Origin of the sequence: Desulfosarcina ovata subsp. ovata, from assembly GCF_009689005.1 — a bacterium.
In the GTDB taxonomy this organism is placed as follows: domain Bacteria; phylum Desulfobacterota; class Desulfobacteria; order Desulfobacterales; family Desulfosarcinaceae; genus Desulfosarcina; species Desulfosarcina ovata.
Map to the genome: position 1 here is coordinate 1,288,019 of NZ_AP021879.1, position 25,383 is coordinate 1,313,401.

The following is a 25,383-nucleotide window of genomic DNA, read 5'->3' on the forward strand; positions in this document are numbered from 1 at the left end:
TCACGCCGGTTTGACCTTCTCCTTCATCACGTCGGCGGCCCGATCCTGCAAATAAACTTTGTCGTAAGCGTCGGCGTCGGCCTCTTCATACCAGGCGAGTCCCTGGTCGTGGCAATCCTGGCAGGCGTTGCGGGGTATGTGAATCGCAAGGATGTGCTTGCGCTCCTGAGCCTCGGAGTCAATCCTCAGGGCGCCGCCACACGCCTCGCAGACCCGCAGCGTTTCATGCTGGCGCTCGTAGATATTGTCCGTATCGTAGAAAATCTTACGGTCACGCTCTATGAAACGGTTGTCACCCCGGGCCATCTCACCCAGCTGGCGGCGCTTGTACCAGTTTTCCAGCACCTTTTTGCAGACTTTCTCCACCCAGCGGTTCACTTCCGGGCTCTGACGGATCCGTTCGGGGTTGTAATCGGGCTCTTTCAGGTGGCTGTAGTCCATGCCGGCCATGGCCAGAATAATGCCGGCGTTGACATACGGCAAGGCACCCTCAATGGCATACCCGCCTTCCAATACGGCAATGTCGGGTTTGAGCAGCGTAGTGAGTTCGGCATACCCTTGGGCCGAGAAATTCATATTGGTAATGGGATCCGAATAGTGGTTGTCCTGGCCGGCGGAATTGACGATGATCTCTGGCTTGAAATCTTCCAGGATCGGCAGCACCGCTTCCCGGATGACATGCAGGATCCCGTCCTCGGAAGTGTTGGGTGGCAATGGGATATTGATCGTCGAACCCACGGCGTTGGGGCCGCCCATCTCGCTCAGAAAGCCCGAGCCGGGGTAAAGGGTACGGCCATCCTGATGGATGGAGATAAACAGGGTGTCGGGATCGTGCCAGTAAATATCCTGGGTGCCGTCCCCATGGTGGCAGTCGGTATCGACAATGGCCACCCGGTTGACGCCATACGCCTTGCGGATATATTCGATCATGATGGCTTCAATGTTGACATTGCAAAAGCCCCTGGCCCCGTGCACCACCCGGTTGGCGTGGTGGCCCGGCGGCCGTACCAGGGCAAATCCGCAATCCACCTGCTTGTCCATAACCGCCATGGCGATGGTCTTGGCGCCGCCGGCACTGATGAAGTGGGACTCGGTCATGACGGCCCACAAGTCCGGTACACAGAAGTGGACCCGCTGGACATCCTTTTTGGTCACCAGATCGGGTTTGTACTCAATGATCCCCTCAATATCGAGGATGCCTTCCTCAAACACCTGGTCCTGGGTGTACAGGAGGCGTTCTTCGCGCTCCGGGTGGGTGGGGCTGATGGCCCAGTCGAAAGCGGGAAAAAAGACCAGACCGGTTTTATTTCTGGCACGCAGCATGGCAGACTCCGATGCTTGACATGAATTGACTTGAAAACGATTGGCCTTAAAACAGGCACGCGGCTTCCGGCAACGTGCAATACCGCATCAACATCTACACGAAATGGTCGCCCATTATCTTCTCGGCGATGGGATCGTATCCGTGGATCAGTCCGGGCTTGACCTGGGCCATGACCCGGATGTTTTTGCCGGAAGTAAAAAAACCCCGGACCATATTGAACTCCATCGCCTCGACCACCTCCAGTTCGAGATGGTCGGCATTGGCACCCCGGGCAATGGCTTTCTTGCGCAACAGGTCGAGGGCCATTGCCGTGGCATCCGCCTTGCTGTAACTTGAAGGGATGGTCTTGGTAAAACTTTCTTCCGGCGCCGTGGCGATCTCTCTCTCGGTATCGGCAAACAGGGTCACATCACAGGTGGTCCGTGCCAATCCGGCACCGATGGCATTGGCCACTTTCCAGCGCGGTACGACTTCCACCGGACAGTCCCCCAGACGCTCGAGGCCCTTGGCAAACCAGGGCGCCGGTCCTCCCAGCACCATGATGTGACGGGGCTGCAGGCGGCTACCCTCCCACAGTTCGTGAACCGTGTAAACCGGTTTGGCATTGATGCGCTCCACCATGGCGCCGGCTTCATCCAGAATGGTCTGGCAGGCTTTGTCATAAATCTGCTGCGCCGCCGTCTCGACATCAATGCCCAATTCGTCGGCCAGCGCCTGAATCCCTTCGCGGGATTTTTCCAGGTCGCCCCCCTCGCCAACGCCGAGAATGAACATGGCATCCGTGGGCGTGGGCACCGGGCCGCCATAGGCCATGGCCACGCCCAGCCGGTCGGGACCGATGTGGATCTGACCGTCCACCACGCGAACGACACTGTCACCGCCGACACCGATGGAAATCGTGTCCAGTGAACGGATCAGGGTTTTGTGTTCACCGATCTTGATGCCCATGGGGTCCAGCAGGGGAACGCCGTTGACCAATACCGCCATGTCCGTGGTGGTCCCGCCGATGTCCATTGCCAGGCAGGTGTCACTTTGCGGGGCGAAGGCCACGGTGCCCATGACGCTGGCCGCCGGACCGGAAAGCACCGTCTGGGCCGGATGATCGATGGAGGCATCGAAACGCATGTTGCCGCCATCGGGTTTCAGAATGCGGATCGGCAAATTTAGTCCCTTCTGAGCCAGGGAATTGACCACCGCCTCGAAAAATTCCTTATGAATCGGATAAACCGACGCATTCAGGAACGTGGTGGCGATCCGCCGCGGAAAGTTGAGTGCACCGGCAATACGGTGCCCCAGAAATACCTTTTCAAACCGTTCACCGAGCGCCTCCTGGATGGCCAGTTCGTGGACCGGGTTGCGCACGGAAAACTTGGAGACCACCCCCACATAGCGGATTCCTTTCTGTTCCAGGGTGTCGGCCACCTTGAGAACCTCGTCGGCGTCGACAGCGGCGATTTCCCGCCCCCGGTGATCGATTCCGCCACTGACCACATGGTAGTGGGGACCGGTTCGGAACAATTCCGGATCCATGCCCGGTCCGGCGGAAATGATCATTCCCACATCGGGCATACGTTGCTGGACAATGCGATTGGTGGCCAGGGTGGTGGAAAGCACCACCCGCTTGATACACTGGGGATCAATGCCGTCGGTAATCTTTTCCAGGCCGCTGAGAACGGTGGTGAACAGGTCTGCAGGGTTGGTCGACACCTTGTTCTGGCGCACCAGCCCTTCTTGCCCCAGAAGAACCACATCCGTATGGGTACCGCCTACATCCAAGCCGATGATCATGGTGCCATCCTGATAGTGGTGTTATTGTCGTGAAGAGGAAGATTCACGGTACCCAAAAACAGGGCCCATGTCAACAATACACCCGGCTCGCGCCGGGGTGACCGCATGTAACTCAGGTTTATCGAAATCGGGATCGAAATCGGAATCGACGATGTATATTGGAATCACTGGTTGACAAAAGGGCAATAGACGGTTCCCGGTTTTCCAGTTTCCCATGTCGATAGACACCCAGTCTGCATGTCTCCGTCCCATTTCTTTTTCGATTTCGATAGCGATCCCGATTTCGATTTGGATCATAGTAACGATCCGTACGCGATCACCCTTTAGGGCACGTCACATACCAAGGTTACATGCGATTGCCCTCGCAAATCAACAAAATAGGGTTGACTATCCGTGAAAAACTGGGATAAACGTCCAAGTTTATGCAAAAAAGTACGCAGGTTGAACACCTCCGGCCGGTCGCCGGAGGGATGTCAGCCCCCGAGAGGAAATTGACGGATGAGCCAGACCACCAACCAGAAAAATATCCAGCTGATCAGAGGCTTCAAGGATATCCTGCCCGGTGAAACCGAACTGTGGCAGAAGATTGAACGCACCGCCATATCCCTGTTCGAGGATTTCGGTTTCCGGGAGATCCGCATACCGATCATGGAAAAGACCGAGCTGTTCGCCCGCAGCATCGGCGAAGATACGGACATTGTCGAAAAGGAGATGTACACCTTCGCCGACCGGCGGGGTGACATGCTGACCCTGCGGCCCGAAGCCACGGCATCCATCTGCCGGGCTTACATCCAGCACAAGATGGCCGCCCAGGACCCGGTGCGCAAATTCTATACCATCGGCCCCATGTTCCGCCGGGAAAGGCCCCAGAAAGGCCGCTACCGGCAGTTCTACCAGATCGACGCGGAAATCTTCGGGGTGGCCGCGCCATATGCCGATATCGAGCTGATTTTTATGCTGCGCACCCTTTTCGACCGTTTGGATGTCACCGACACCACGGCGCACATCAACTCCCTGGGCTGCCCGGCCTGCCGGCCCCGTTTCAAGGCGGCCCTGGCTCAGCTGCTGTCGGAGGCGGCCCCCAAACTGTGCAGCGACTGTAATCGCCGCAAGGAGCGCAATCCCCTGCGGGTCTTGGACTGTAAGGTTCCCGGCTGCCGCGAGGCCATGGCCGGAGCCCCCTCCATCCTCGACTACCTGTGCGCGGACTGTCGGGCCCACTTCGCCACCGTCACCGACACGTTGTCACGCCTGGGTGTGCCCTTCGAGATCGACAAACAGCTGGTACGCGGCCTGGATTACTACACCCGCACGGCCTTTGAAATCCAGACCGGCGCCCTGGGCGCCCAGAGTGCCGTGGCCGGCGGCGGCCGTTACGATGGTCTGGTGGAATCGCTGGGCGGTCCGGCAACCCCGGCCATCGGTTTTGCCATCGGCTTTGACCGCCTGGCGGAAATCATCGCCGCCGGCGCACCGGTGACGACGCGTCCACCCGACCTGTTTATCGCCGCCCTGGGGGAAACCGCCCGCCAGCAGGCCTTTGAATGGTCCGTGGCACTGGGGGTGGCCGGCATCGGTGTCAGCATGGTCTATGCGGATAAAAGTCTCAAGGCCCAGATGAAACAGGCCAACCGGCAAAATGCCGGCCGGGTGCTGATCGTGGGCGAAAGCGAGCTGGCCGCCGGCACCGTGGTCCTGCGCGACATGGCGTCCAAAAGCCAGCAGGAGATCCCCGTGAAGGGGCTCATCGACCATTTGGTCAAGGCCCTGTGCTGAACCGTGAATGTTGAATGATGAATTTTTAATTTTGAATGAAGGCCTTCCATCATTGCTGCTGTATGGAACAGTGGGCAGCCGCGTACCATTCAAAATTCATCATTAAAAATCAAAAATTGCTTTTTCTATAAGGAGTATTGCATTGGCTGACATCCTTGGTGAAATGAGAAGAACCCATCACTGCAACGCCCTTGGCGCCAAAGACATGGGGAAGGAAGTCGTCCTGATGGGCTGGGTCCTCAGGCGACGGGACCACGGCGGCGTGATTTTTATCGACCTGCGCGACCGCGAGGGCATTACCCAGGTGGTTTTCAACCCGGAAATCAATCCTGACGTTCATGCCAAGGCCCATGTCATCCGCAACGAGTTTGTCCTCGGTGTGCGCGGCAAGGTGGAGCCCCGGCCCGACGGCATGGTCAACCCCAAGCTGGTCACCGGTGAAATCGAGGTACTGGTAAGCGAGTTGAAAATTCTCAACCCGGCCAAGACACCGCCCTTCATGATCGAGGACAATGTGGACGTCTCCGAGGTGTTGCGCCTGAAGAACCGGCACCTGGACCTTAGGCGGCCGCCGCTGCAGCGCAACATCATTACCCGCCACCGCACCGGCGCGGCGGCGCGGCGATTTCTCAACGACAACGGCTTTTTGGACATCGAGACGCCCGTGCTCACCAAAAGCACGCCCGAAGGGGCCCGGGACTACCTGGTGCCCAGCCGCGTGAACCCCGGCCAGTTCTATGCCCTGCCCCAGTCGCCGCAGCTGTTCAAGCAGCTGCTGATGGTCTCCGGATTCGACCGCTACTACCAGATCGTGCGCTGCTTCCGCGACGAAGACCTGCGGGCCGACCGCCAGCCGGAGTTCACCCAGATCGATATGGAGATGTCCTTCGTGGGTGAGGAAGATCTCATGGCCATCAGCGAGGGCATGATGAGCAGCATCTTCAGCGAGGTCATGGGGCAGTCCCTGAACACGCCGTTTCCCCGGCTCACCTGGACCGAGGCCATGGACCGCTACGGCCTGGACAAACCCGACACCCGCTTTGACCTGGAGCTGAAGGATGTCTCCGACATCGTGGAGAAATCCGGATTCAAGGTATTTGCCAGCGTGGTCAAAAAGGGCGGGATCGTCAAGGCCCTCAACGCCAAGGGCTGCATCGATTTTTCGCGCAAGGAGATCGACGACCTGACCGCCTTCGTCGCCGTTTACCGCGCCAAGGGGCTGGCCTGGATCAAGGTGCGCGAGGATGCCTGGCAGTCGCCCATCGCCAAGTTCTTCACCGATGCGGAAAAAGCCGCACTGGCCGAACGGATCGACATGCAGCCCGGCGACCTGATCTTTTTCGTCGCCGACCAGCCCAAGGTGACCAACGAGGCCCTGGGTCACCTGCGCAACCACCTGGGCAAACGTCTGGGCCTGATCGACGACAGCCGTTTCAACTTCGTCTGGGTGACCCACTTTCCCATGTTCGAGTACGACGAGACCGAAAAACGCTATCAGGCCCTGCACCACCCCTTCACCGCGCCGCTGGAGGAGGACTACGACAAGTTGGAGTCCGATCCCCTGGCGGTTCGTTCGCGGGCTTATGATCTGGTGCTTAACGGATTTGAGGTGGGCGGCGGCAGTATCCGTATCCACGACATGGAACTCCAGCAGCGGGTCTTCGCCGCCCTGGGCATGGGGCCTGCGACCTATCAGGAGAAATTCGGTTTCCTGCTGGACGCCCTGGAATCCGGTGCCCCGCCCCACGGCGGAATCGCCTTCGGATTCGACCGGCTGGTCATGCTGCTGTGCGGCGAGTCGTCCATCCGCGACGTGATCGCCTTTCCCAAAACCCAGAAGGCGGCCTGCCTGCTGACCAATGCGCCCTCGGAGGCGGCCAAGGCCCAGCTGGACGAACTCTCGCTCAAGCTGAAACTCACCGTCACCGAAGGCCAGGAAAAAAGCGACGGCAACGGCTGATGCAAAGGCCAATACGACACCGGTGCAGGGCAGGAAAGGTGCAGGGCTGTCCCCCCGTTGCCTGTCCCGTCAGCACTGGCGGGGCCAACGCATTCGTTATAAAGGAATTATCGCAACGCCCGAAGGTAGCCTCAGCCTTTGGGCGTTGTTGTTTTTGGAAACATCCAATCGTTGATCTTGAACGCGATTAGCCGCAAAGCAGGAGAGCCCATGACCCAGCCTAACGAAGTTCCCGTCAGCGACCTGCGCTGTCTGTGCGACCCATCCCTGTTCGATTTCGAAACCACCGCCGACATTCCGCCACTCGATCAGGTGATCGGCCAGGAACGCGCCGTGCGGGCGATCACTTTCGGCCTTGAGATGAAAAGTGCCGGCTACCACATTTTCGTGACCGGACCGGAAGGCACCGGCAAAACCACGATCGTTCAGGAGATCGTCGGCAAAGCGGCCCGGCAGCTGTCCACCCCGCCGGACTGGTGCATGGTCAACAATTTCAAAGATGCGTATCGGCCCCGGGCCATTGCGGTGAGCCCCGGTCAGGCCACCCGCTTTGCCAAGAGCCTGGGCCGGCTGGTGGCCGATCTGAAGATCCGCCTGCCCAAGGAGTTCCAGGCAGACCCGTTTCGCCAGAAGGTGGTTGAAATCCAGGAACGCTATGGGGAAGAGAAACAATCCTATTTCGACCAGTTGGACCGGTCGGCCGGAGAAAAACAGCTGAAGGTCGAAAAGATCCCCTCCGGCTACCAGACCATCCCCATGAACGGGGATGCGCCTTACAGCCAGGAGGAGTTCGAAAAGCTTCCCGACAAGGACCAACGCGCCATCGAAAAGACCGTACAGACATTTCAGGAAGAGATTCAGACCGCCCTGCGGGAAGTCAACCGGATCAACCACACCCAACAAAAGGAAATCCAGCAACTGGCCAATGAATTGGCTCTTTTCGTGGTCAGGAACCGGCTGGACCTGATCCGCGAAAACTATCCCGATCAGCCAGAGATTCTCGCCTTTCTCGATGAAATCCAGGCCGACATGGTGGAGAATGTGGCCCTGTTCCTGCCCCGCCAGGCGAATGGGGATGATGAAAACGAAACACCGGCCAACGGTAACGGCCTCTCCCTGAACCGCTACCGGGTTAACGTCCTGGAGGATCGTTCGGGGATGCAGGGCGCACCGGTGGTATTCGAGCCCAACCCCACCTATGCCAACGTTTTCGGCCACATCGACAAAAAGGCCTTTATGGGCACACTGGTCACCGACTTTACCATGGTGCAGGCCGGCGCCCTGCTGCAGGCCAACGGCGGGTTTCTGATCCTCGAAGTGGAGACGGTGCTGGCCCACCCCCAGGTATGGGAATCCCTCAAACGGGCCTTGCAGAACAAAATGCTCTGCATCGAGGATATGGCCCAGGACATGGGCCTGGGCACCGCATCGTTACGGCCGGCACCGTTACCCCTGGATGTAAAAGTGATCCTGCTCGGCGGATACGAACCGTTTCAGGTGCTGCAGAATTACGACGCCAAATTCAACAAAATCTTCCGCGTGCGAGCGGATTTCGACTACGAGGTCGTACGCACCGACGAAACCATTCGCCTGTATGCTCAGTTTATCGCCCGGGTCTGCAAAAACGAAGGACTGCTGCCCTTCAGTGCCAACGGGGTCGCCGCGGTGGTGGAGTATGGCGAGAAGGCCATTGACAGCCAGCGCAAACTCTCCCTGCGCTTTGGCGCCGTCACCGGTGTGATCAAGGAGGCGGACTACTGGGCCAGAAAGGAGGCCGCCGACCGGGTTACCGAGGCCCACGTGTTCAAGGCCTTCAGCGAGTATCGGTTCCGCTACAATCTCTACGAGGAAAAGATCCACGAAAGTTACGTGGACGGCACCATCATGATTGATGTGGCCGGCGAAGCGGTGGGCCAGGTCAACGCCCTGGCGGTCTACCAGATCGGTGAAATCGCCTTTGGCCGACCATCGCGAATTACCGCGGAGACCTTCATGGGACGTCCCGGTATCGTCAACATCGAGCGGGAATCCAAGCTCTCGGGCAAGAGTCACGACAAGGGCGTGCTGATTCTCTCGGGTTATCTGGGCCGCACCTTTGCCCGGCGCTATCCGCTGAGCCTGGCCATCAGCCTCACCTTCGAGCAGAGCTACAGCGGCATCGACGGCGACAGTGCCTCGTCCACCGAATTATACGCCATCCTCTCCAGCCTGTCGGGCCTGCCCATCCGCCAGGGCATTGCGGTAACCGGCTCGGTCAACCAGAAAGGTCAGATCCAGGCCATTGGCGGGGTCAACCAGAAAATCGAGGGTTTCTTCGACGTCTGTCAAAGCAAAGGACTAACCGGGGACCAGGGGGTGATGATTCCGTCGGCCAATGTCAAGAACCTGATGCTCAAAAAAAGCGTGATCGATGCGGTGGCGGCGAACCGATTCAGAATCTGGCAGGTTTCCACAGTCGAGGCGGGCATTGAAATTCTCACCGGCCAATCGGCCGGCACTCCCGACAGCCATGGTAACTACCCCCCCGAGACGGTTTACGGCAAGGTTCAGCAGCAGCTGACGACCTATCTGAAACAGAGCCTTAAACTGAAAAAACAGTACGCATCGAAAAAATGAGAGCATCCACACCAACCCCACGGGAAACGGCTTCGTTGATGAAAACCGGCGAGCCCATAAACTTCAGCGGGCGGATCATTACCGACATCAGGAAGCGGTCTTACAATGGAATCGGTTTCTACCCGCTGCTGGTCTTCGTGACCCTTTATACGGACGACTTTTACCGCCGTCACATGGACATTGTCATCCATTTCGGGACAATGATCGCCGGCATCTGCCTCTTCCGCCTGGCCCATCTCGCCGTTTTCCGATGGGCCAAGGAATTCGACGAGCGACTGAACACTTACGTTTTTTTTACCAGTGTGGGACTGACATCGCTGATCTGGGGGGTCTGGTATGCCATCGTCATGGGCTTGCAAGGCGAGCATAACACCAAACTGATCATGGCCATCTGCACGATCGGACTCTGTGCCGGCGGGTCGGTCGCCTTCGTGCCCAGCATGCACTTGGCCATTTTTTTCAATCTTTCCATGCTGGTACCGGCCATCGTCCGTATGTTGATCCACAAGGCCAACCTGCCGATGGCCGCGTTAACTCTGATATTCTGCGTCTATCTGACCCTGCTCGCCTATCGGAGCAACCGAGAATACCGGCAGGCACTGGATAACGAGCAGGAACTGCTGAAAAAATCGGAAGCCCTCGTCCGGCTGAGTCGCCTGGACGGTCTCACCAGCCTCTTCAACCGTCGCTATTTCAACGAACGGTTCGAGCAGGAGTGGAAGCAGGCCACCCGCCTCGGCTCGCCATTGACCCTCATGATTGCCGACATTGACCATTTCAAACGCATCAATGACCGGTACGGGCACCAGGCCGGCGATGAATACCTGAAACTGACGGCGGATATCTTCAGAGAGGTCTTCAAACGCGGAACCGATCTGGTCGCCCGGTATGGCGGCGAGGAGTTCGTGATTCTGCTCCCCAATACCGATACCGACACGGCCATCCGGATGGCCGAGACACTGCGCCAGCGCATGGCCGATATCTGCCTGGTCCACCAGAAGCGCCGGATCACCGCCACCATCAGTATCGGTATCGCCACCACCACCCCCTTGCCCCATGCAGCGGCTGACCGCTTGATCGCCAAAGCCGACAACGCCCTGTACAAAGCCAAGCACAAGGGGCGCAACCGGGCCGTGGTTTTCTCATCTTCGCCGGCCATTGCGGAGTCGGATCGGCCGGGGTGAAGTTAGGCTGGTGGAAAGAAATAATTCCCCCATCCTGCTTGTCCTTGTGCCCGTCTACCGCGTTGCCGCCACAGGCACATATTCTCGATATGTACCGGTGGCGGCGCCTTGTAGACGACCACAAATCCGGCGCGATCTGGGGGAATTATTTCTTTCCGCCAGCCTTACGTTAGAAATCGTATTCAAGGTATCGGCCTAACACTTCAACCATGAGGATCTATCATGCCGCAAACCGCCAATCGTCTGACCCATTTCACCGAATCGGTCATTCGCGAAATGACCCGCGTGGCCAACCAGTACGACGCCATCAACCTTTCCCAGGGATTTCCCGACGCGGACCCGCCCCCGGAGGTGCTGGCGGCCGGTAAACGCGCCATGGAGAAAGGGCCTCACCAATACGCGATCACCTGGGGCGCCCCCGGCTTTCGCGAGGCCCTGGCCAGAAAGCAGCAGCACTGGATGGGCATCGACCTCGACCCCGATACGCACGTGGTGGTCACCTGCGGCAGCACCGAGGCGATGATGACCGCCATGATGACCGCCTGCAACCCCGGGGACAAGGTGGTGATCTTCTCCCCCTACTACGAGAATTACGGCGCCGACACCATCCTCAGCGGGGCCGTGCCCATCTATGTCCCCCTGCATCCACCGAGGTTCGATTTCGATCCTGCCGAACTGCGCGCCGCCTTCGAGCAGAACCCCAAGGCCATCGTCCTGTGCAACCCGTCCAATCCGTCGGGAAAAGTATTCACCCGGGAAGAGCTCGACACCATCGCGGATCTGGCCAAGGAATTCGACGCCTTCGTGATCACCGACGAGGTCTACGAGCATATCGTTTACGCGCCTCACCGGCACCACTACATGGCCGCCCTACCGGAAATGTTCGAGCGCACCATTTCCTGCAGTTCCCTTTCCAAGACCTACAACATGACCGGCTGGCGGCTGGGCTACGTGATTGGCCCGGAAGCGGTGATCGCCGGCGCGCGCAAGGTGCACGACTTTCTCACCGTCGGCGCCGCCGCTCCCCTGCAGGAAGCCGCCGTCACCGCCCTGGACCTGCCCTTGAGCTACTATGACAGGCTTGCCGCCGACTATACCCGCAAACGCGACACGTTCCTCGGCTACCTGGACGAAGCCGGTCTCAGTTACACCCGTCCCCAGGGGGCCTATTATGTCATGGTGGACTGCTCGGAGTTCGGCGTGACCGACGACAATGAATTCTGCCGCTGGATGGCAAAAAAGGTAGGCGTGGCTGCCGTACCCGGATCCAGTTTTTTCCACGAACCGGTCAACCATCTGATCCGGCTGCACTTCTCACGCTCCGAGCAGATTCTGGCTGAAACCGGTCTGCGGCTGAAAAAACTGAAGTCGCTGGTATCGGTATAGGGCACAGTTCACTCGGCCGGTTCTTCCGCCGCCCGGTGTTCTTTTTCTCTTCTGCGCAGCACATATCCGGTATCGGGCAGGATGCCCTGAAACGCATGCCCGTATATTTCCCAGACGGTCACGAACAGGGCCGCCACGATGGGACCGATGATCACGCCCACCATGCCGAACATGAAAATGCCCCCCATGGTGCCGAAGAAAATCATCAGTTCGTGCATCTGGGTGTCCTTACCCACCAGAATCGGCCGCAGCAGGTTGTCCAGGCTGCCGACCACCAAACCGCAGAAGATGGCCAGGCCCACGCCTTTGGCGATGGCGCCGTTAAACCCCAGAATCACGGCTGCCGGCACCCAGACGACCGCCGTGCCCACGCTGGGAATAATGGAAAGCACCACCATGATAACACCCCAGAACGCTGAACTGGGTATCCCCAGCACCCAGAACGCCGCCCCGGCCAGGCCGCCCTGCAGGATGCCGATTACCGCCGTGCCCTTGAGGGTTGCCCGGGTAACCGAGGTAAACCGGTCGAGCATCTGCTGTTCGTCACGGTCCTCCAGGGGGAGGTAATAGAGGATCTTCTCCAGCAGTTTCTCGCCGTCCATGAGAAAAAAATACATGGTGTAGAGCCAGGTAAAAAGCATAAACAGGAAGTTGACCGCCCCCATGGTGGCCGACGAGAGATTGTTGATCAGAAACTGACTGATCCTGCCAACCATCTCGCCGGCCTTACGCAGAATCAACTCGCTGTGGGGCATGATATGCTCGTAGTAGGGCAGTCTCTCCAGATAGTCGGAAAGCATGTTGGGCTGCTCGATCTGCGCCCTGACCCAGGGCGTAACCGACTGGCCGACCTTGATGGCCTGCCCGGTCACCACGCCCGTCAGGATGGTCAGGGGAATCAGCACCACGAAAATGATCAGGAGCAAGGTCAATACCGAAGCCAGGCTGCGCCGCCCGCCCAGCCAGCGCTCCAGGCGGTAATAGATAGGGCGGGTCAGGGCGGCAAAGATCCCGGCCATGAAGATCGCCATCAGAAACGCACGGATCATCGAAAGGAAAACGGCCGAAATGAACACAACCAGTAAGATTACCACGAATTTATTGACCTTGTCGTCATGCATATCGGGCAGGCTCCACAAGGGTTGGGGGGGATTAGTAAATCGGTACATACAGATATTTCTATCTATTCCATGATTGAATAAATGGGGCGTACTCCGTATCGGGATGAAGATCTTCCCTGACCGGTGAGAAAATTTCGATGATCACCGAATCCCGTATGGCGTAATTTGCGTGTTTGGCGTTACATGGAATACACCAACTGTCCCCTGGATTGCAATTATAGACCTGATCGTTAATGGTCAGCCTGGTTTTACCGGTAACCAAATACCCGGTCTGCTCTTGAGGATGTTGGTGAGTCGGAATTCGAGTCCCCTTTTTCATTTTCAACTCTTCCATCAATGTATTCTCACCGTAAACAAGAATTTTTTGTTTAATCCCTTCTATGGTTGATCGGTAACCGTCACTGCTATTTTTATTGTACATTGGCGTTCTCCTTAAAAATATCGGGCAAATTGTCCATTTCCGGATGGGCAATACTTATTCGAAAACGATACAGATATATTAACCAACAGGGTCGTAGTTTCAATTTTCAACCTGGCATGCGCCTGGTGAAAATTCGTGCATTTCAGTTCAAGCTGGTATATTCTATTAGACAGCTTTATTGTATGGAATAGCCAATCATCGGTTATTTTCCCTCCACCGGCAAGATCCACAGTTTCATATCAAACTCTATGTTAAATAAAAGGATAACGACCATGGCGATGTTCACCAAAAAAGATGGCAAACGGAAATTTTTGTTCATTTTCCCCGTGATTGTGGCTGCAATTGTCGGCGCCGCCAGCACGGTTCAAAGCGGTTGGCTGGAAAAAGGCACCAGCTTTCTATCAACGATCACGGGAAAGGACGGTACTAGCGCCCTTTCAAACGAGGATATCGCTGCCGGGTTGAAAGAGGCCCTGCACATCGGCACGGAAAATGTGGTTGCGCAGTTGGGCAAAACCGATGGGTTCAATGCCGACAGCGCCATCCATATCCCCCTGCCCGAAACGTTCGACACCATCCGATCGGCACTGGCCACCGTGGGCATGTCGGAAACTCTGGACGATCTTGAACTCAAGCTCAACCGGGCAGCTGAACTGGCCACCCCCAAAGCCAAATCCCTTTTCTGGGATACCATCTCGGCTATGACGTTCCAGGATGTCAAAAACATCTACAACGGTGCCGATGATGCGGCCACACGCTATTTCGAAAGCAAGATGACCCCGGCCCTGACCCAGGAGATGCAGCCGATCGTTTCCGACAGCCTCTCACAGGTGGGTGCCATCCAGACCTACGATCAGATCATGGGCAAGTATAGCAGTCTGCCGTTTGTCCCGGACGTCAAGGCTGACCTGACCACGCATGTTATCGAAAAAGGCCTCGAGGGCATATTTTACTACATGGCCAAGGAAGAAGCGGCCATCCGTGAGGATCCGGTACGCCAGACAACGGATCTGCTAAAACGGGTTTTCGGTACAAAGTAGACGGTTAAACCGAAAACCGGTATGGGATGGCAGGATGGTGCCGGTAGCCTTCCAGTTCAAAATCATCCAGGGTGACCCAGGTTTCCAGATCAGATAGGGATTTGATGTCCGGATTGATCTTCAATTTGGGCAACGGATACGGCGTGCGCTGGAGCTGGATGGTTTTCAACTGGTCCAGCTGGTCCTCATAAACGTGTGCATTGACGATTTTATGAAACGCCTTGGCCGGCCGATTGCCGGTGATCCGGGCGATGATCATCAACAGCCAGCCCACCTGGACCTGGTTGAACCCGTGCCCCAGGGGCAAATCGTCCGAACGCTGGTAACTGGTCAGGTACAACCGGTCTCCCAGCAGGCTGAAGGTGTGAGTGTGCATGCAGGCGGCCAGACAGGCCCGGTCCAACTCCCCCGGGTTGTAGAAAGTCATGATTTCACGTCGATCATCGATTCCCCGGGACAGGTGATCGACAATTTTGCGCAACTGATCGATCTCCTTGCCCTCGGGATTGCGCCAGCCGCGCCCCTGCACCCCGTAACAGCGCCCCATGTCATCCTCGCCCTGGCGATGGTGGTTGGCCAGCCAGGCGGCATTCTCGTTGGCGTTGGCATTCCATGTGTTGCACCCCAGGGCACGAAACTGTGCCGCACTCTGATAGCCGCGCAAGTAGCCCAGCATTTCGGCAATGGCCGGTTTCCAGAATAGTTTTTTTGTGGTTAGCACCGGCAGGGTACCATCGCTGACGTCGTATTCGAAGTCGGCATTGATTACCGTCAAACACCGTTTTCCCGTACGGGTGTTTTCGACCCAGACCCCTTCGTCGATGACCCGTTGGCAAAGTTTCAGATACGCGTCCATCATTCTCCTCTATACGCCCGTTGTCTTACCTCGCAAAGGTATCCGTGATCGTGGCGATGCCGCATGGGATCATTCTATAGCATTCAAGATGATAGTGGTACAAACACACATGGCCGAATTCATCGGGTTCAGCCAAATCGGGAATGGTGAAACTCTGCAACTGTCCGATTTTCCGGTATGGCGGATAATCGAATGTTTTTACCCGGGAATCAGCAACCAGCACTTCAGGTGACCGTTCAATGAATCGGTCGAGATAGGCGAGGTTTGCCCGGTCGTATAATACGTCCGCGGCCAGAATCAGGTCGAGGGGTTCCGTACACACGGTCCAGTCTCCAATCACCTTAACGGAAACCGAATTCAACCGGCAATTCATCAGCGTAGCCTGCCTCGCCAATGGGTCAATGTCGCTGGCCCAGACTTTCGCAGCGCCTGCCTTTGCTGCGGCGATGGCAACCACGCCGGAGCCGCAGCCAAAGTCCAGCACCCGTTTTCCTGCCACCCATTCGGGATGACTCAACAAAAAACGCACCATGGCCTGCCCGCTAGCCCAGCAGAAAATCCAGTACAGCGGTTCTTCCATCAGGCGCTGAAACTGCTTTTCTCTCATTTTATGTTGGGTATAGTCGCGATTCAGCAAATAGAGCGAAATGGCGTTGCATTGAGGTAAAACCGTGTTTTCGAGGCGAGCCCCCGGTAAAAAAACCGAAAGCCGGTCTGCAATGTTATAAGGAGTCTCTCTCTACTACCTGAGAAGAGAGAAAAAAAGTCAACTTACGCTACCATCAGAGATAAACCCCATGTATCCCTTCTTGAAAATAGGCAGGTAGAATAACCTGCCATCTGGCTTTTCCAGACAATCATCCCCAATCGACAGATAGTCAGGCGGAACTGAGCAGCCCAAACAGCAGGAACCGCCCCATGCCTTGCATCCTTTCCCCCTTTGGGGGGGATAAAAGGGGGGGCATGTGCTATTGATCCGGTGCACATTTATTTTTTCAAATAAAAACGGAGAATAGCCATGCCCCACCCAGTATTGACAATTCTATTGGTTCTGAACAAAATTGCCAAGGAAAATCAGACCGGACCGATCGCCTGCCATTGGTGCAACAACCAAGTCAATATTATCAAATACGGCACCTACGAGCGCTATGGCTTTTCCGGCCAGGAGCAAATCAGGATTCAGCGTTATCTTTGTAAACATGATCAGTGCCGGCGGACATTTTCCATTCTACCGCATCCATTTCTACGAATAACCCGATTGACGTTATGCATGCTTACCGCCTTGATCCAGTTGGTGGATCGACAGCTCGCCACTGCTGAGATATGCCGTCGCCTGTGCCTTACCCGTTCCGTGGTGGATGGATCCATCAAAAAATGGCACGGCCTTTTGGACTGGATCGATCAGGAGGCTAAAACAACGCCGGTCTGGGCACCTTCACCATGCATCGACCCACCGGGGCATTGGTCCGATTTTATCCGCATGTTTGCCATGAAATTTTACCCGAAACGGTACGGTTATGCCTGACCAACAGAATCTATAAATTGTGAATAACCAGTAGATTACGTACATGGGGGCAAACTTTTTATCAAAGGAGGCCCCTTATGCAAGATGATCGGCAAATGGACTTGGCGTTGTGGCGCTACGGGATTATCAGCCCGCTTTTGCACCGCGATGCCAACGATGTTCAGTTGTGTGAAATGCTGGCCGTCGTATCACAAAGCAGCTACATTCATCCCCATGACGGTCGCTATGTTACGCTATCGGCCGAAGCCATTCGAAAGTGGCTGTACCGGTTCAACCATGGCGGGCTCGGTGCGCTTTGCGACAAAGAGCGATCCGACAAAGGCACGCACGATGTGCCGGCACCCCTTGCCAACGAGATGTTTGAACTCCGGCTGGCACATCCCCGCTGGACCCTGTCACTGATGCTTCGGGAACTGGTCGAGCGCCAATTATGGGATGAAACCCGTCCGAGCCGCTCCACGTTGTATCGATTCGCCCGGAATAACAACCTGATGCGCGATCCTCATTTGGCAACCGCCGAAGTGGTTCGTCCGTTTGAATTCGATAAATTCGGTCAGATGTGGATCGGAGACTTCATGCACGGGCCCAAACTGTACGAGGGCAAGAAAAAACGCAAAAGCTACCTGCATGTCATCATCGACGATTGCACCCGCTATGTGGTCAGCGGAAGGTTTTATTCCACGGAATCGACCCAAAGCCTGATCATCGAATTGATGACTGCCATAAGGCGCCATGGTATCCCCCATCGGCTGTATACGGACAATGGGTCGGCATACAACAGCCGCCATTTGAAAATCGTTTGCGCTAACCTGTCCATGCGACAACCCCATACACCTCCCGGGCGTCCCCAGGGCCGTTCCAAAGTGGAGCGATTTTTTCGTACCGTCCGGGACCAGTTCCTCGCCAAACAGCGGTACAAAACGTTCGATGAAATCAACACGGCGTTCACCCTTTATCTGAACGACTATCACCGCCGAATCCACAGTACCCTGGAATGCTCACCCATGCAAAAACGCCTGGGGGTCGATAGCGTTTGCCAACCCGTGCCCGAAGTCGCCGATATCGAATCGTTGTTTCGGCTAAAGCGTCGTTGTCGCGTTTACAACGACGGTACGATTCGTCTGAAAAAAAAGGCTTTCGAAGTGCCCGGATGTCTGCCGGGACAGCGGGTAACCATCTATTACATGCCCTGGGATCTTTCCCGCATTTACTACGGCGATGATCTTAAACCGGCCAAGCCGGTGGACCTTACCGCAAACGCATATCGTTTTGACAACGCCAATTTCGCTCATACCAAGGAGAAAGACAATGACACCGAGTAACCACCAGAGTCTGGCCGAACACTTCGGATGGAAGTTTCATCCATTTGCCGATACCTGGAAAATGGAACAACCGTTCTACAGCCAAAGGGATCAACGAATCGCCGATCAAGGCTTGCAGCTTTTACAGCACGGAAAAAGTTTTGCCGTCAGCGGGCCTTCCGGTGCCGGGAAATCCACCCTGGTTCAGCACCTTTTGGCAAGCCTGGACGCCAATTATTACCACGGACTTTACATCCATTACGGCGGCTTGCAACGAACGGCGCTGCTAAAGACCGTTGGCGAACAACTCGGCGTGGAAACCCAAACCAGGGCCGTGCCCCTCTTGGTAAAATTGCAAAAACACATCGGCATGATGGCTACCGGAAAGCATCCGGTCCATCCGGTGATCCTGATCGACGATGCCCAACTGCTCGAACGGGAATCGCTGATGGACCTTTGTTCCCTGATTGTCTGTCCCCCAAAAAAGGCCGCCGCCGCCTCCTTGATCATCGTCGGTGATGATATGCTCGCCAAGCAGATGACATTGTCGGTGATGACGCCCATTCGCACCCGGTTGACGGTGAACTTTCGCATCGACCCTCTGGACGAAAAAGAAACCGAGCAGTTTATCGACTTCAGACTCCGTTGTGCAAAAGCACCCAAGGACCTCTTTGAATCCGATGCGCTGGCCCTTGTCGCGGCGCATTGCCACGGCAATCGACGGGAAATCATGAACCTGGGCACCTTACTGCTAAGCGAGGCATATTATCGCAACGAGAAAACCGTCAGCGCCGAACTTTTTACCGATTGTGATCTGATTGCCTAACCCAAATAACACAAAGGAGGCCGTGCCATGTTTGATCCGGAACAGGATTTCGAATATGAGCAAAAGTGTGAACGAATCGCCATGGAAATCGAAACGATCATCCTCGATGGCGTTATCGCTGCGTTGGGAAGAGTAAAACAATACCTTCAAGACGATGACATACAAACCCAAAAACCATCCAAGGACGTCGAACCGTTTTAAACCCAGATGAAACGGAGGCGCTCGAGAGGGGACTCCGGCGCCAAGGGATAATCTGGTGCGGTAGACTGCTGTCTACTATCAAAGGGGCTTGGTATCACCAAGCCCCTTTCTTTGTCTTTGTCACACTTTCACCGAGAATTCTCTCCCATAGGTAATATATATTGGAATTACGTAGGGTTAATATCGTGACAATCTACACAATGTCATGTTCTATCATGGGTTTATTTCAGCCCCAGCGTAATTCCAATCGGGTTCCTGCAAATGGCCTCCCGTTCGTCCAGGATCGCGTTGAGTATTTCCTTTGTCGAGCGGGGCTTCGTGGTCAGCTAGCAGTTGAGGACGACGCTTCCCACCTGCCGATCAGCGAAAAGGCATACTGGGCTGGCGGCTCTTACCAATCCATTAGCCTTTGACGCCCTCTGCCATCCGCCAGACAATGCACCCATCCCCGGTCATATCCTTGAGGGTGGCAAACAGGCGTCTGGCCAGATCGTGTCGTTCGTCGTAGTCGCGACCGGGAAAAAGGGAGGCGGATTGGGCCGGAATGGAAAAGAAATCCTGGATAAAGCCGATATCCAAAGGCTGTGTCCAGCGATGGTGTCGGATATTGCCGCAACGCGTCTCCAGGGCTTTGCAGGCATCCGGATAATCCGTAATCATTCGGTACCGGGGCATCGGTTCTCCCAATCGTTCGAAGGCAACGGCGAATAAATCGGCGTCATCCTTGCCAATCAACTGCGGATAGTAGGAAAATGCGATTTTACCGCCGTTGCGAAGGCATCCGAACGCTTCATCGATGGCCCTGGCGGCGTCGGGGAAAATAAATATCGAGGCGTTGTAAACAACGTAGTCGAATTGGCGGTCACCGACAACCGGGAAAAGATCTTCACCGTCGGCGACCATCAGGCAAATGTCTTCGTTCTTGCACAGGGAAAGGCCGGCAGCGATCATTTCGGGCGACAGGTCCACACCCATGACCTGGCATCCATAGCGTTCGTTGAGCGCTTTCGCAGACAATCCATAGCCACAACCGACGTCCAGAATCGATGAACCGTCATCCAAGCCAATGGCTTCAGCCAGTTTCAGCGCATAGGCCGCAAAAAAACGATGTTTTTCCTCGAATGCTCGATAAATCTGAATGCTGCGGTCAAAATTTTTAGCAACATTGCGTTTGACTTTCTCATTGAAATCCACGCTGACATCTCCCTTCCAGTGATACTCACTAATGATTCCAAACGATCATTTTCCCAATCATATGTTTCTCATCAATACTGTTCGGCACATTCATTGATAAGAGTATTGAGCAATAACTTTGGCGATATTCACATCAAATATTTCTAACAAATTATTTTTTACTGCTAATAACCAGTGAAGACCAATTTTATAAAACTGTTTTAATTTTTCTCCAAGAAGAGTTACTAACCCGCAAACATATGGTCTTTTTGCATTTGAATTGGAGCATGAAGATGAAGTTAGCAAGGTTTCGTTCTTATTATTTTCTTCAGATTCATGCTCATCTTTTTCATTTTCTCTGCTTATTATTTCCGTATCTTGTTTGAATGATAATAACAATAGATAAGCAATCATATACAAGTAGAATTGTATCTGTACGCCATGAGGAGATTGGCTCATTAAGTGAATTCCCTTGAAGGTTCTTTTTATGAAGCGAAAAAAAAGTTCCACTTGCCACCTGTAAGCGTAAAGCATTATAATTTCGTAAGTTGTCAAATCATTTCTGTTTGTGATCAAAATGTAGTTTTCGCCCATAGCCGTAAAGCTAACAATACGATAACTTGCTTTGTTTTCATCGCTATTGAATATTATATTTGAATCTGTGATGTCACTGAAAAATTTCAAGAATGTATCCGGTACGGTGGCAGTGAGACACTCTTTTACAGTGTACGTCATATTCGACTTTCCGCGAATAATAAAAAATGCATTGCTGTCGGATATCTGCTTGAACAGATTGAAAGCGATATAGCCTCGATCACAGACATATGTAATGCCTTCGCGAAGAATTTGCTTAACAAATTCTTTTTCGGAAAAGTTACCTTCCGTACTGATAAATTCGGTTGGAATCATTCGGTTGAGTTCAAAAGATAAATGCATTTTGATCGCATTAGCGGTTTTCTTGTAACAAGCCCATGCCATATTGGAAATGGCCGGAAAAAGCGAACCATCTACAATTAGCATTTTTCCAAGATGACTGATTTCCGGAATTTTATGCAAATCCAATTCTTTTACCAACTGATGGAATATATCTTTAAATATTTCTGGGGGATAACGATTAAACGCTTCATTATACATAGACTTCGATGCGACGACCAATCCTAATGCCTTAGCAGTTGGTGATGTTTTGATCTCAGTGACGATTTGTCCAACGCTTTTAATTCTGGTTATTATTCCAAAAAGCAAATTTGTGGTGAACGATGATAATGAAAGCTTGTAAGTGTCCAAATCATTATGGAGACTATTTTGATTAACCTCAATCAATGGTAGCACCGGTGATAGAATTGTTTGAAAAACATTTTTGTCGATGTGTTCGCTCATGGAGACCTCCTGATTAATTAATTGTACCCACCATGATTAAAACACAAAGCGATCTTTTTGTCCAGTGCTATTTTTTATTTTAATAACAGGATGTTATGGCAATATATATGCCGAACAGTATTGGTTTCTCATAGAGAAAAGTATAGATTTTTTTTGCGGGCTGCATCGCGACACGCGAGCCTAACCCTTTTCCGTTTTATGGATGGGCCCATATTGGCAAGCCACTGCGGAGCCGGTACGCAAGGATATCGTTTCTCTGGAAGATGTGCTGCGGGCGATTAGGCGATTGGCGGATAAGCATATACCAGGATGCGCAGGATTTTCATTCGTATTCAAGGCGGGCTTTTTTACGCATAGTGGGGCTATGTGTGGAAACGCCCAACGCAGAAGACGGATGAAAAGACAAGCAGGCGGGTATATTCTTTGACAGAAATCGCCTTAAAACCAAAAGCGACAAGCTGGAGAAAAACAACAAGAAGCTTGAAAAGCAAAAACCCAGAACTCGACCAACTCCAGCAAACGGCATCTCAGTTGAGTATTCGAGGTTGGACGCTCATCAACATTTTTTATTTGAAACAATTATGTGGACAGTTAGAGGCATAGCACAAACCACATACACCAACGTTTTTTGAAAAATTCTTGTCTTCGTCTCTGCCATCTTTTTTATCTTGCTGAGTTCTTGCCTCAATACGACTTCTAACAACAGACATTTCAACCTCTGGAAAAACTCTAATAAAAGCACGTTCAACTTTTACAATATTATCCATTCCAAATTTGGCACAATCCCCAAGAACTTTTATAAATTCGACTTTTTCTTCTTTATCAGAATCGATGAATGTTACTCGATAGCAATCGCCGTTCATAATAATATCTCCTTTTAATAAATCACAATTCCAAGACCCATTGAGTCTCTTTTAATGGTGGAAACATATGGTTTCTGTGGCAGAACACTGCCTTTCACCAGTTCACTTTCACCCAATGATAAAAGCGCCATATCGATTCCAGGTTTCCCGGAATGTTGTAGTCGTTATAATACCCTCGCCATTTTCCATTCAGCGTTTTTATCAAAGTGCGTCCTTTCAGATGTCAATTCAGCTTTATCCATTCCTCGACACGCCTACAGGCGTCTTGCAGCTTTTGTGTGGCGTTCCCTTTGTAGAAAGTTCGTTTTAATTCGATTACCACATAAAGGTCAATGAAATTATGCTCAATAATCCACAAGGAAGTCGCAAATCAATATAGAAGTCCGCATTTGGAGGACAAAGCATCAATAATCGGCCTGTAGGTGGGAATTTTTAGAACGCCGTAGAAACATAAAAGCCACTTATCAGCATCAAGCTGCGTAAGTGGCCGTAAACAGGGAAATAAAATGTATGTAAAAAGTGGCGTCCCCAAGGGGATTCGAACCCCTGTCGCCGGCGTGAAAGAAGTGCGACACGATACCAACATAACAATAACTTACTGATTTCACTTAATCATAAAAAGACTCAGATGAGTCTTTTTCCCCTTTTTCATGGGTCGTTAGTTTCCGGATTGGTGTCCGCCTGGAGGTACGTCCCATGAACGACAATCACGCCCAAATCAATCCTGTTTGTCAGCAGATGTTGAACTGCCGGCTGACCGGGAACATCACGCCAATCAGCTGGTTCCGCAACATATTGACTGGATCGGGCAAGCCCGATGTGGTCGCTATCATCCTTTTATCCGATATTGTCTATTGGTACACGCCGGTAATGACCCGGGACGAGCACACCGGCGATGTGATCGGGATCCAGCAAAAATTTCAGGCCGACAAACTCCAGAAGACCTACCAGGAATACGCCGACATTTTCAGTTTTTCCAAAAACCAGATTAAAAACGCCATCGACAATCTGGTCAGCCAGAATCTGATCACCCGCGAGTTCCGCCACATCAAAACGGGAAGCGGCCTTGCCATCACGAACGTGATGTATATCGAGCCGAATATCGAAAATATCATCAAAATTTCCAATAAATCCAGATCCCCCCAAAAAGCAGGGGGATATCCCCCTAAAAAGTTGGGGGATATCCCACCAAAAAGTTCGGGGATATCCCCCCAAAAAAATGGGGGACCTCCCCCCAAAAAGTTTGGGGTCATCCCCCCAAAAAATGGGGGGACGTATACAGAAACCACTACAGAGATTACTACAGAAACCACAACAACAACCACCGAAGCGGCGGCTGTCGATCTTAGAAATCGTTTTCCAAAATCCATCCGCTCCCGCATCCCCAGGATTTACCAGGACCACAGGGACGTGTTGGCGAGCATCGACGCGTATCTGAAAACCCACGGCAAGTCGTACGTCACAACCGAGCTCGATTATGCCATCCACAATTCGACCAAAAATGGCGGATTTCCCGCATTCCTGAAGCGCTCGCTGGAAAATGGCTGGGGCGCCGAGGACCTGAAGGTTCTGCAGGCAGCCCAAAAGGAGCAACGTATTCTGGAGCGCCGGCAGAAGGAAAGAGACCTTGAAGCGCTACGCGCCGAACAGGAACGCCTGGCTGATATCGAAAAGTGGGATCGACAGATTGATCAGAAAGTTCAAGAAACCCTCGAGTGTATTTCCCCAACTGAGCTGAACCGCATCAAAACCGAGGCCTGGGAACAGGCCGAAAAGAAAACACCCAGTCTGAAAGGCCAGACAAGCCAGGAGCTTGCAGCGGCAAAGGAAAAACTGTCCACCCTTTCGGATCCCGAACGAAAGAGTCTCTTGGAGGTTGCCAAGGCAGCCGTACGTGCTTCGATCGGCAACCTGTTGGGAGAAAATCATCCCGGATTCCACAGGGCGGTGGATAGCCAGGTGCTCAAGGAAATCCAGGAAAGGTATCCCCTGCACACGCCCCTGACCGACCTCTGGAAAGAGCGCGTCAAGACGGAATCCGATCGGATTTTGAAAGTCATGGTCATACGAAATTACGGGCTTTTGAAAAGCCAAACCGTCGGGGACTCGCCATGAAACGCATCGTTTACGCAATCGTGATTGTAACCGTGTTGATCGGCTGCGCCAAACATCCGGTCACCGCCCTTAGGAACGCCACGATAAATGTCGCCGAGCCGAGGGTTTTTCATGGCAGCGATATCATCGATTGCAAAATCAACCATCAACAACATCGTCAAAGGGAGGACTAAAGTCATGCAAGCCGTCCGAAAATTAAGTATCGCCCTGATTGTTTTAACCGTCGGCTTTTGCCCAGGGGTGGCATCCGCTTTCCAGGCGCCGGCCTCCGGAAGTTTTGCGTACAGCGTTTACGACCTTTTCATGAACGAGATCCTGACGGGCGCCATCGGGTTCGTCATTGCCGCCGGCCTGGTCCTCTACGCCATATTCTGGGCGGTCCGCAGCAACGTATTCGGCACCATCGTCTGTGCCATCTGTGCAGGGCTGATCATCTTCATCGAGGATGTCGTGATCTCGCTTGGAATAACCGTCGCGGAGGTTGAAAACATCGTCTCGAAATCTCTGTTTTAACAACTTTGGTTCGTGGA

23 protein-coding genes are annotated in these 25,383 nt (G+C 53.8%); 13 read left to right on the forward strand and 10 right to left on the reverse strand.

Translation table 11 applies throughout. The features are described 5' to 3' along the window. From GN112_RS05670 to GN112_RS05680, 3 genes are all read right to left on the reverse strand, one after another. Window positions 1–1,323, reverse strand: a complete 1,323-nt coding sequence (locus tag GN112_RS05670) for a histone deacetylase family protein (protein ID WP_155309340.1) — start codon at window positions 1,321–1,323, stop codon at window positions 1–3. A gap of 94 nt (window positions 1,324–1,417) precedes the next feature. Further along, on the reverse strand, window positions 1,418–3,112 hold the full coding sequence (locus GN112_RS05675; RefSeq protein WP_155309341.1) for a hydantoinase/oxoprolinase family protein: 1,695 nt from the start codon (window positions 3,110–3,112) through the stop codon (window positions 1,418–1,420). 21 nt (window positions 3,113–3,133) lie between these two features. Further along, complete coding sequence (locus tag GN112_RS05680) at window positions 3,134–3,409, reverse strand: hypothetical protein (RefSeq protein WP_155309342.1); 276 nt, start codon at window positions 3,407–3,409, stop codon at window positions 3,134–3,136. A 201-nt stretch (window positions 3,410–3,610) separates the two neighbouring features. On the opposite strand from GN112_RS05680, the gene hisS reads away from it, so the two are divergent. The 5 genes from hisS to GN112_RS05705 all read left to right on the forward strand — a co-directional run bounded on the left by hisS (window position 3,611) and on the right by GN112_RS05705 (window position 12,034). Continuing rightward, complete coding sequence (gene hisS / locus GN112_RS05685; protein WP_155309343.1) at window positions 3,611–4,888, forward strand: histidine--tRNA ligase; 1,278 nt, start codon at window positions 3,611–3,613, stop codon at window positions 4,886–4,888. Window positions 4,889–5,030: 142 nt separating this feature from the next. Beyond that, on the forward strand, window positions 5,031–6,848 hold the full coding sequence (gene aspS / locus GN112_RS05690; protein ID WP_155309344.1) for an aspartate--tRNA ligase: 1,818 nt from the start codon (window positions 5,031–5,033) through the stop codon (window positions 6,846–6,848). A gap of 210 nt (window positions 6,849–7,058) precedes the next feature. Beyond that, window positions 7,059–9,464 carry an ATP-binding protein gene (locus GN112_RS05695; protein WP_155309345.1) on the forward strand — a complete coding sequence of 802 codons (2,406 nt, stop codon included), beginning with the start codon at window positions 7,059–7,061 and terminating at the stop codon, window positions 9,462–9,464. Window positions 9,465–9,502: 38 nt separating this feature from the next. Further along, window positions 9,503–10,648: a GGDEF domain-containing protein gene (locus GN112_RS05700; RefSeq protein ID WP_162458796.1), complete on the forward strand. Its 1,146-nt coding sequence runs from the start codon at window positions 9,503–9,505 to the stop codon at window positions 10,646–10,648. Window positions 10,649–10,870: 222 nt separating this feature from the next. Further along, window positions 10,871–12,034: a pyridoxal phosphate-dependent aminotransferase gene (locus tag GN112_RS05705; RefSeq protein ID WP_155309347.1), complete on the forward strand. Its 1,164-nt coding sequence runs from the start codon at window positions 10,871–10,873 to the stop codon at window positions 12,032–12,034. A gap of 8 nt (window positions 12,035–12,042) precedes the next feature. Here the strand turns inward: GN112_RS05705 and GN112_RS05710 are convergent, their stop codons facing one another. Together GN112_RS05710 and GN112_RS05715 are read right to left on the reverse strand one after the other, a co-directional pair. Next, window positions 12,043–13,155, reverse strand: coding sequence for an AI-2E family transporter (locus GN112_RS05710; RefSeq protein WP_155309348.1), 1,113 nt, complete (start codon window positions 13,153–13,155; stop codon window positions 12,043–12,045). Window positions 13,156–13,213: 58 nt separating this feature from the next. Further along, the gene (locus GN112_RS05715) at window positions 13,214–13,576 is read right to left on the reverse strand and encodes a cupin domain-containing protein (RefSeq protein ID WP_155309349.1); all 363 of its coding nucleotides are present in this window, start codon (window positions 13,574–13,576) and stop codon (window positions 13,214–13,216) included. Between the two features lie 272 nt (window positions 13,577–13,848). Here GN112_RS05715 and GN112_RS05720 point away from each other — a divergent pair, with 272 nt between their 5' ends. Beyond that, on the forward strand, window positions 13,849–14,616 hold the full coding sequence (locus tag GN112_RS05720) for a DUF4197 domain-containing protein (RefSeq protein ID WP_231716944.1): 768 nt from the start codon (window positions 13,849–13,851) through the stop codon (window positions 14,614–14,616). A gap of 4 nt (window positions 14,617–14,620) precedes the next feature. Here the strand turns inward: GN112_RS05720 and GN112_RS05725 are convergent, their stop codons facing one another. Both GN112_RS05725 and GN112_RS05730 read right to left on the reverse strand, forming a co-directional pair. Next, window positions 14,621–15,475, reverse strand: a complete 855-nt coding sequence (locus tag GN112_RS05725; RefSeq protein WP_197743275.1) for a thymidylate synthase — start codon at window positions 15,473–15,475, stop codon at window positions 14,621–14,623. A 22-nt stretch (window positions 15,476–15,497) separates the two neighbouring features. Next, complete coding sequence (locus GN112_RS05730) at window positions 15,498–16,052, reverse strand: class I SAM-dependent methyltransferase (RefSeq protein WP_231716945.1); 555 nt, start codon at window positions 16,050–16,052, stop codon at window positions 15,498–15,500. A 438-nt stretch (window positions 16,053–16,490) separates the two neighbouring features. On the opposite strand from GN112_RS05730, the gene GN112_RS05735 reads away from it, so the two are divergent. The 4 genes from GN112_RS05735 to GN112_RS05750 all read left to right on the forward strand — a co-directional run bounded on the left by GN112_RS05735 (window position 16,491) and on the right by GN112_RS05750 (window position 19,325). Further along, a complete protein-coding gene (locus tag GN112_RS05735; RefSeq protein WP_155308345.1) occupies window positions 16,491–16,997 on the forward strand; it encodes a hypothetical protein in 507 nt (168 codons plus the stop codon). Window positions 16,998–17,074: 77 nt separating this feature from the next. Beyond that, the gene (locus GN112_RS05740; RefSeq protein WP_155308344.1) at window positions 17,075–18,319 is read left to right on the forward strand and encodes a DDE-type integrase/transposase/recombinase; all 1,245 of its coding nucleotides are present in this window, start codon (window positions 17,075–17,077) and stop codon (window positions 18,317–18,319) included. Then, the gene (locus GN112_RS05745) at window positions 18,306–19,124 is read left to right on the forward strand and encodes an ExeA family protein (RefSeq protein WP_162458704.1); all 819 of its coding nucleotides are present in this window, start codon (window positions 18,306–18,308) and stop codon (window positions 19,122–19,124) included. The genes GN112_RS05740 and GN112_RS05745 overlap by 14 nt, the downstream gene beginning before the upstream one ends. Window positions 19,125–19,151: 27 nt before the next feature. Then, the gene (locus GN112_RS05750) at window positions 19,152–19,325 is read left to right on the forward strand and encodes a hypothetical protein (protein WP_155308342.1); all 174 of its coding nucleotides are present in this window, start codon (window positions 19,152–19,154) and stop codon (window positions 19,323–19,325) included. Window positions 19,326–19,727: 402 nt separating this feature from the next. Here GN112_RS05750 and GN112_RS05755 read toward each other — a convergent pair whose 3' ends face one another. The 3 genes from GN112_RS05755 to GN112_RS05765 form a co-directional block, all read right to left on the reverse strand. Continuing rightward, the gene (locus GN112_RS05755; protein ID WP_162458797.1) at window positions 19,728–20,519 is read right to left on the reverse strand and encodes a methyltransferase domain-containing protein; all 792 of its coding nucleotides are present in this window, start codon (window positions 20,517–20,519) and stop codon (window positions 19,728–19,730) included. 90 nt (window positions 20,520–20,609) lie between these two features. Then, window positions 20,610–21,875 carry an IS4 family transposase gene (locus GN112_RS05760; protein WP_155308364.1) on the reverse strand — a complete coding sequence of 422 codons (1,266 nt, stop codon included), beginning with the start codon at window positions 21,873–21,875 and terminating at the stop codon, window positions 20,610–20,612. Window positions 21,876–22,441: 566 nt separating this feature from the next. After that, window positions 22,442–22,738, reverse strand: a complete 297-nt coding sequence (locus tag GN112_RS05765) for a hypothetical protein (RefSeq protein ID WP_155309353.1) — start codon at window positions 22,736–22,738, stop codon at window positions 22,442–22,444. A gap of 696 nt (window positions 22,739–23,434) precedes the next feature. Between GN112_RS05765 and GN112_RS05770 the strand changes: the two genes are divergently transcribed. Genes GN112_RS05770 through GN112_RS05780 form a run of 3 tightly spaced genes read left to right on the forward strand, consistent with a single transcriptional unit; the run spans window position 23,435 to window position 25,366 of the window. Continuing rightward, the gene (locus GN112_RS05770; protein ID WP_155309354.1) at window positions 23,435–24,853 is read left to right on the forward strand and encodes a hypothetical protein; all 1,419 of its coding nucleotides are present in this window, start codon (window positions 23,435–23,437) and stop codon (window positions 24,851–24,853) included. Continuing rightward, window positions 24,850–25,026 carry a putative periplasmic lipoprotein gene (locus GN112_RS05775; RefSeq protein ID WP_155309355.1) on the forward strand — a complete coding sequence of 59 codons (177 nt, stop codon included), beginning with the start codon at window positions 24,850–24,852 and terminating at the stop codon, window positions 25,024–25,026. Before GN112_RS05770 ends, GN112_RS05775 begins: the two co-directional genes overlap by 4 nt. Window positions 25,027–25,030: 4 nt before the next feature. Further along, window positions 25,031–25,366, forward strand: coding sequence for a hypothetical protein (locus GN112_RS05780; protein ID WP_155309356.1), 336 nt, complete (start codon window positions 25,031–25,033; stop codon window positions 25,364–25,366). Window positions 25,367–25,383 lie beyond the last annotated feature (17 nt).

Excerpts from the sequence above, each read along its gene's own strand:
- GN112_RS05670 (WP_155309340.1), bottom strand. The coding sequence starts at position 1,323 with ATGCTGCGTGCCAGAAATAAAACCGGTCTGGTCTTTTTTCCCGCTTTC.
- GN112_RS05675 (WP_155309341.1), bottom strand. The coding sequence starts at position 3,112 with ATGATCATCGGCTTGGATGTAGGCGGTACCCATACGGATGTGGTTCTT.
- GN112_RS05680 (WP_155309342.1), bottom strand. The coding sequence starts at position 3,409 with ATGATCCAAATCGAAATCGGGATCGCTATCGAAATCGAAAAAGAAATG.
- hisS (WP_155309343.1), top strand. The coding sequence starts at position 3,611 with ATGAGCCAGACCACCAACCAGAAAAATATCCAGCTGATCAGAGGCTTC.
- GN112_RS05695 (WP_155309345.1), top strand. The coding sequence starts at position 7,059 with ATGACCCAGCCTAACGAAGTTCCCGTCAGCGACCTGCGCTGTCTGTGC.
- GN112_RS05700 (WP_162458796.1), top strand. The coding sequence starts at position 9,503 with ATGAAAACCGGCGAGCCCATAAACTTCAGCGGGCGGATCATTACCGAC.
- GN112_RS05705 (WP_155309347.1), top strand. The coding sequence starts at position 10,871 with ATGCCGCAAACCGCCAATCGTCTGACCCATTTCACCGAATCGGTCATT.
- GN112_RS05710 (WP_155309348.1), bottom strand. The coding sequence starts at position 13,155 with ATGCATGACGACAAGGTCAATAAATTCGTGGTAATCTTACTGGTTGTG.
- GN112_RS05715 (WP_155309349.1), bottom strand. The coding sequence starts at position 13,576 with ATGTACAATAAAAATAGCAGTGACGGTTACCGATCAACCATAGAAGGG.
- GN112_RS05720 (WP_231716944.1), top strand. The coding sequence starts at position 13,849 with ATGGCGATGTTCACCAAAAAAGATGGCAAACGGAAATTTTTGTTCATT.
- GN112_RS05725 (WP_197743275.1), bottom strand. The coding sequence starts at position 15,475 with ATGATGGACGCGTATCTGAAACTTTGCCAACGGGTCATCGACGAAGGG.
- GN112_RS05730 (WP_231716945.1), bottom strand. The coding sequence starts at position 16,052 with ATGGAAGAACCGCTGTACTGGATTTTCTGCTGGGCTAGCGGGCAGGCC.
- GN112_RS05735 (WP_155308345.1), top strand. The coding sequence starts at position 16,491 with ATGCCCCACCCAGTATTGACAATTCTATTGGTTCTGAACAAAATTGCC.
- GN112_RS05740 (WP_155308344.1), top strand. The coding sequence starts at position 17,075 with ATGCAAGATGATCGGCAAATGGACTTGGCGTTGTGGCGCTACGGGATT.
- GN112_RS05745 (WP_162458704.1), top strand. The coding sequence starts at position 18,306 with ATGACACCGAGTAACCACCAGAGTCTGGCCGAACACTTCGGATGGAAG.
- GN112_RS05750 (WP_155308342.1), top strand. The coding sequence starts at position 19,152 with ATGTTTGATCCGGAACAGGATTTCGAATATGAGCAAAAGTGTGAACGA.
- GN112_RS05760 (WP_155308364.1), bottom strand. The coding sequence starts at position 21,875 with ATGAGCGAACACATCGACAAAAATGTTTTTCAAACAATTCTATCACCG.
- GN112_RS05765 (WP_155309353.1), bottom strand. The coding sequence starts at position 22,738 with ATGAACGGCGATTGCTATCGAGTAACATTCATCGATTCTGATAAAGAA.
- GN112_RS05770 (WP_155309354.1), top strand. The coding sequence starts at position 23,435 with ATGAACGACAATCACGCCCAAATCAATCCTGTTTGTCAGCAGATGTTG.
- GN112_RS05775 (WP_155309355.1), top strand. The coding sequence starts at position 24,850 with ATGAAACGCATCGTTTACGCAATCGTGATTGTAACCGTGTTGATCGGC.
- GN112_RS05780 (WP_155309356.1), top strand. The coding sequence starts at position 25,031 with ATGCAAGCCGTCCGAAAATTAAGTATCGCCCTGATTGTTTTAACCGTC.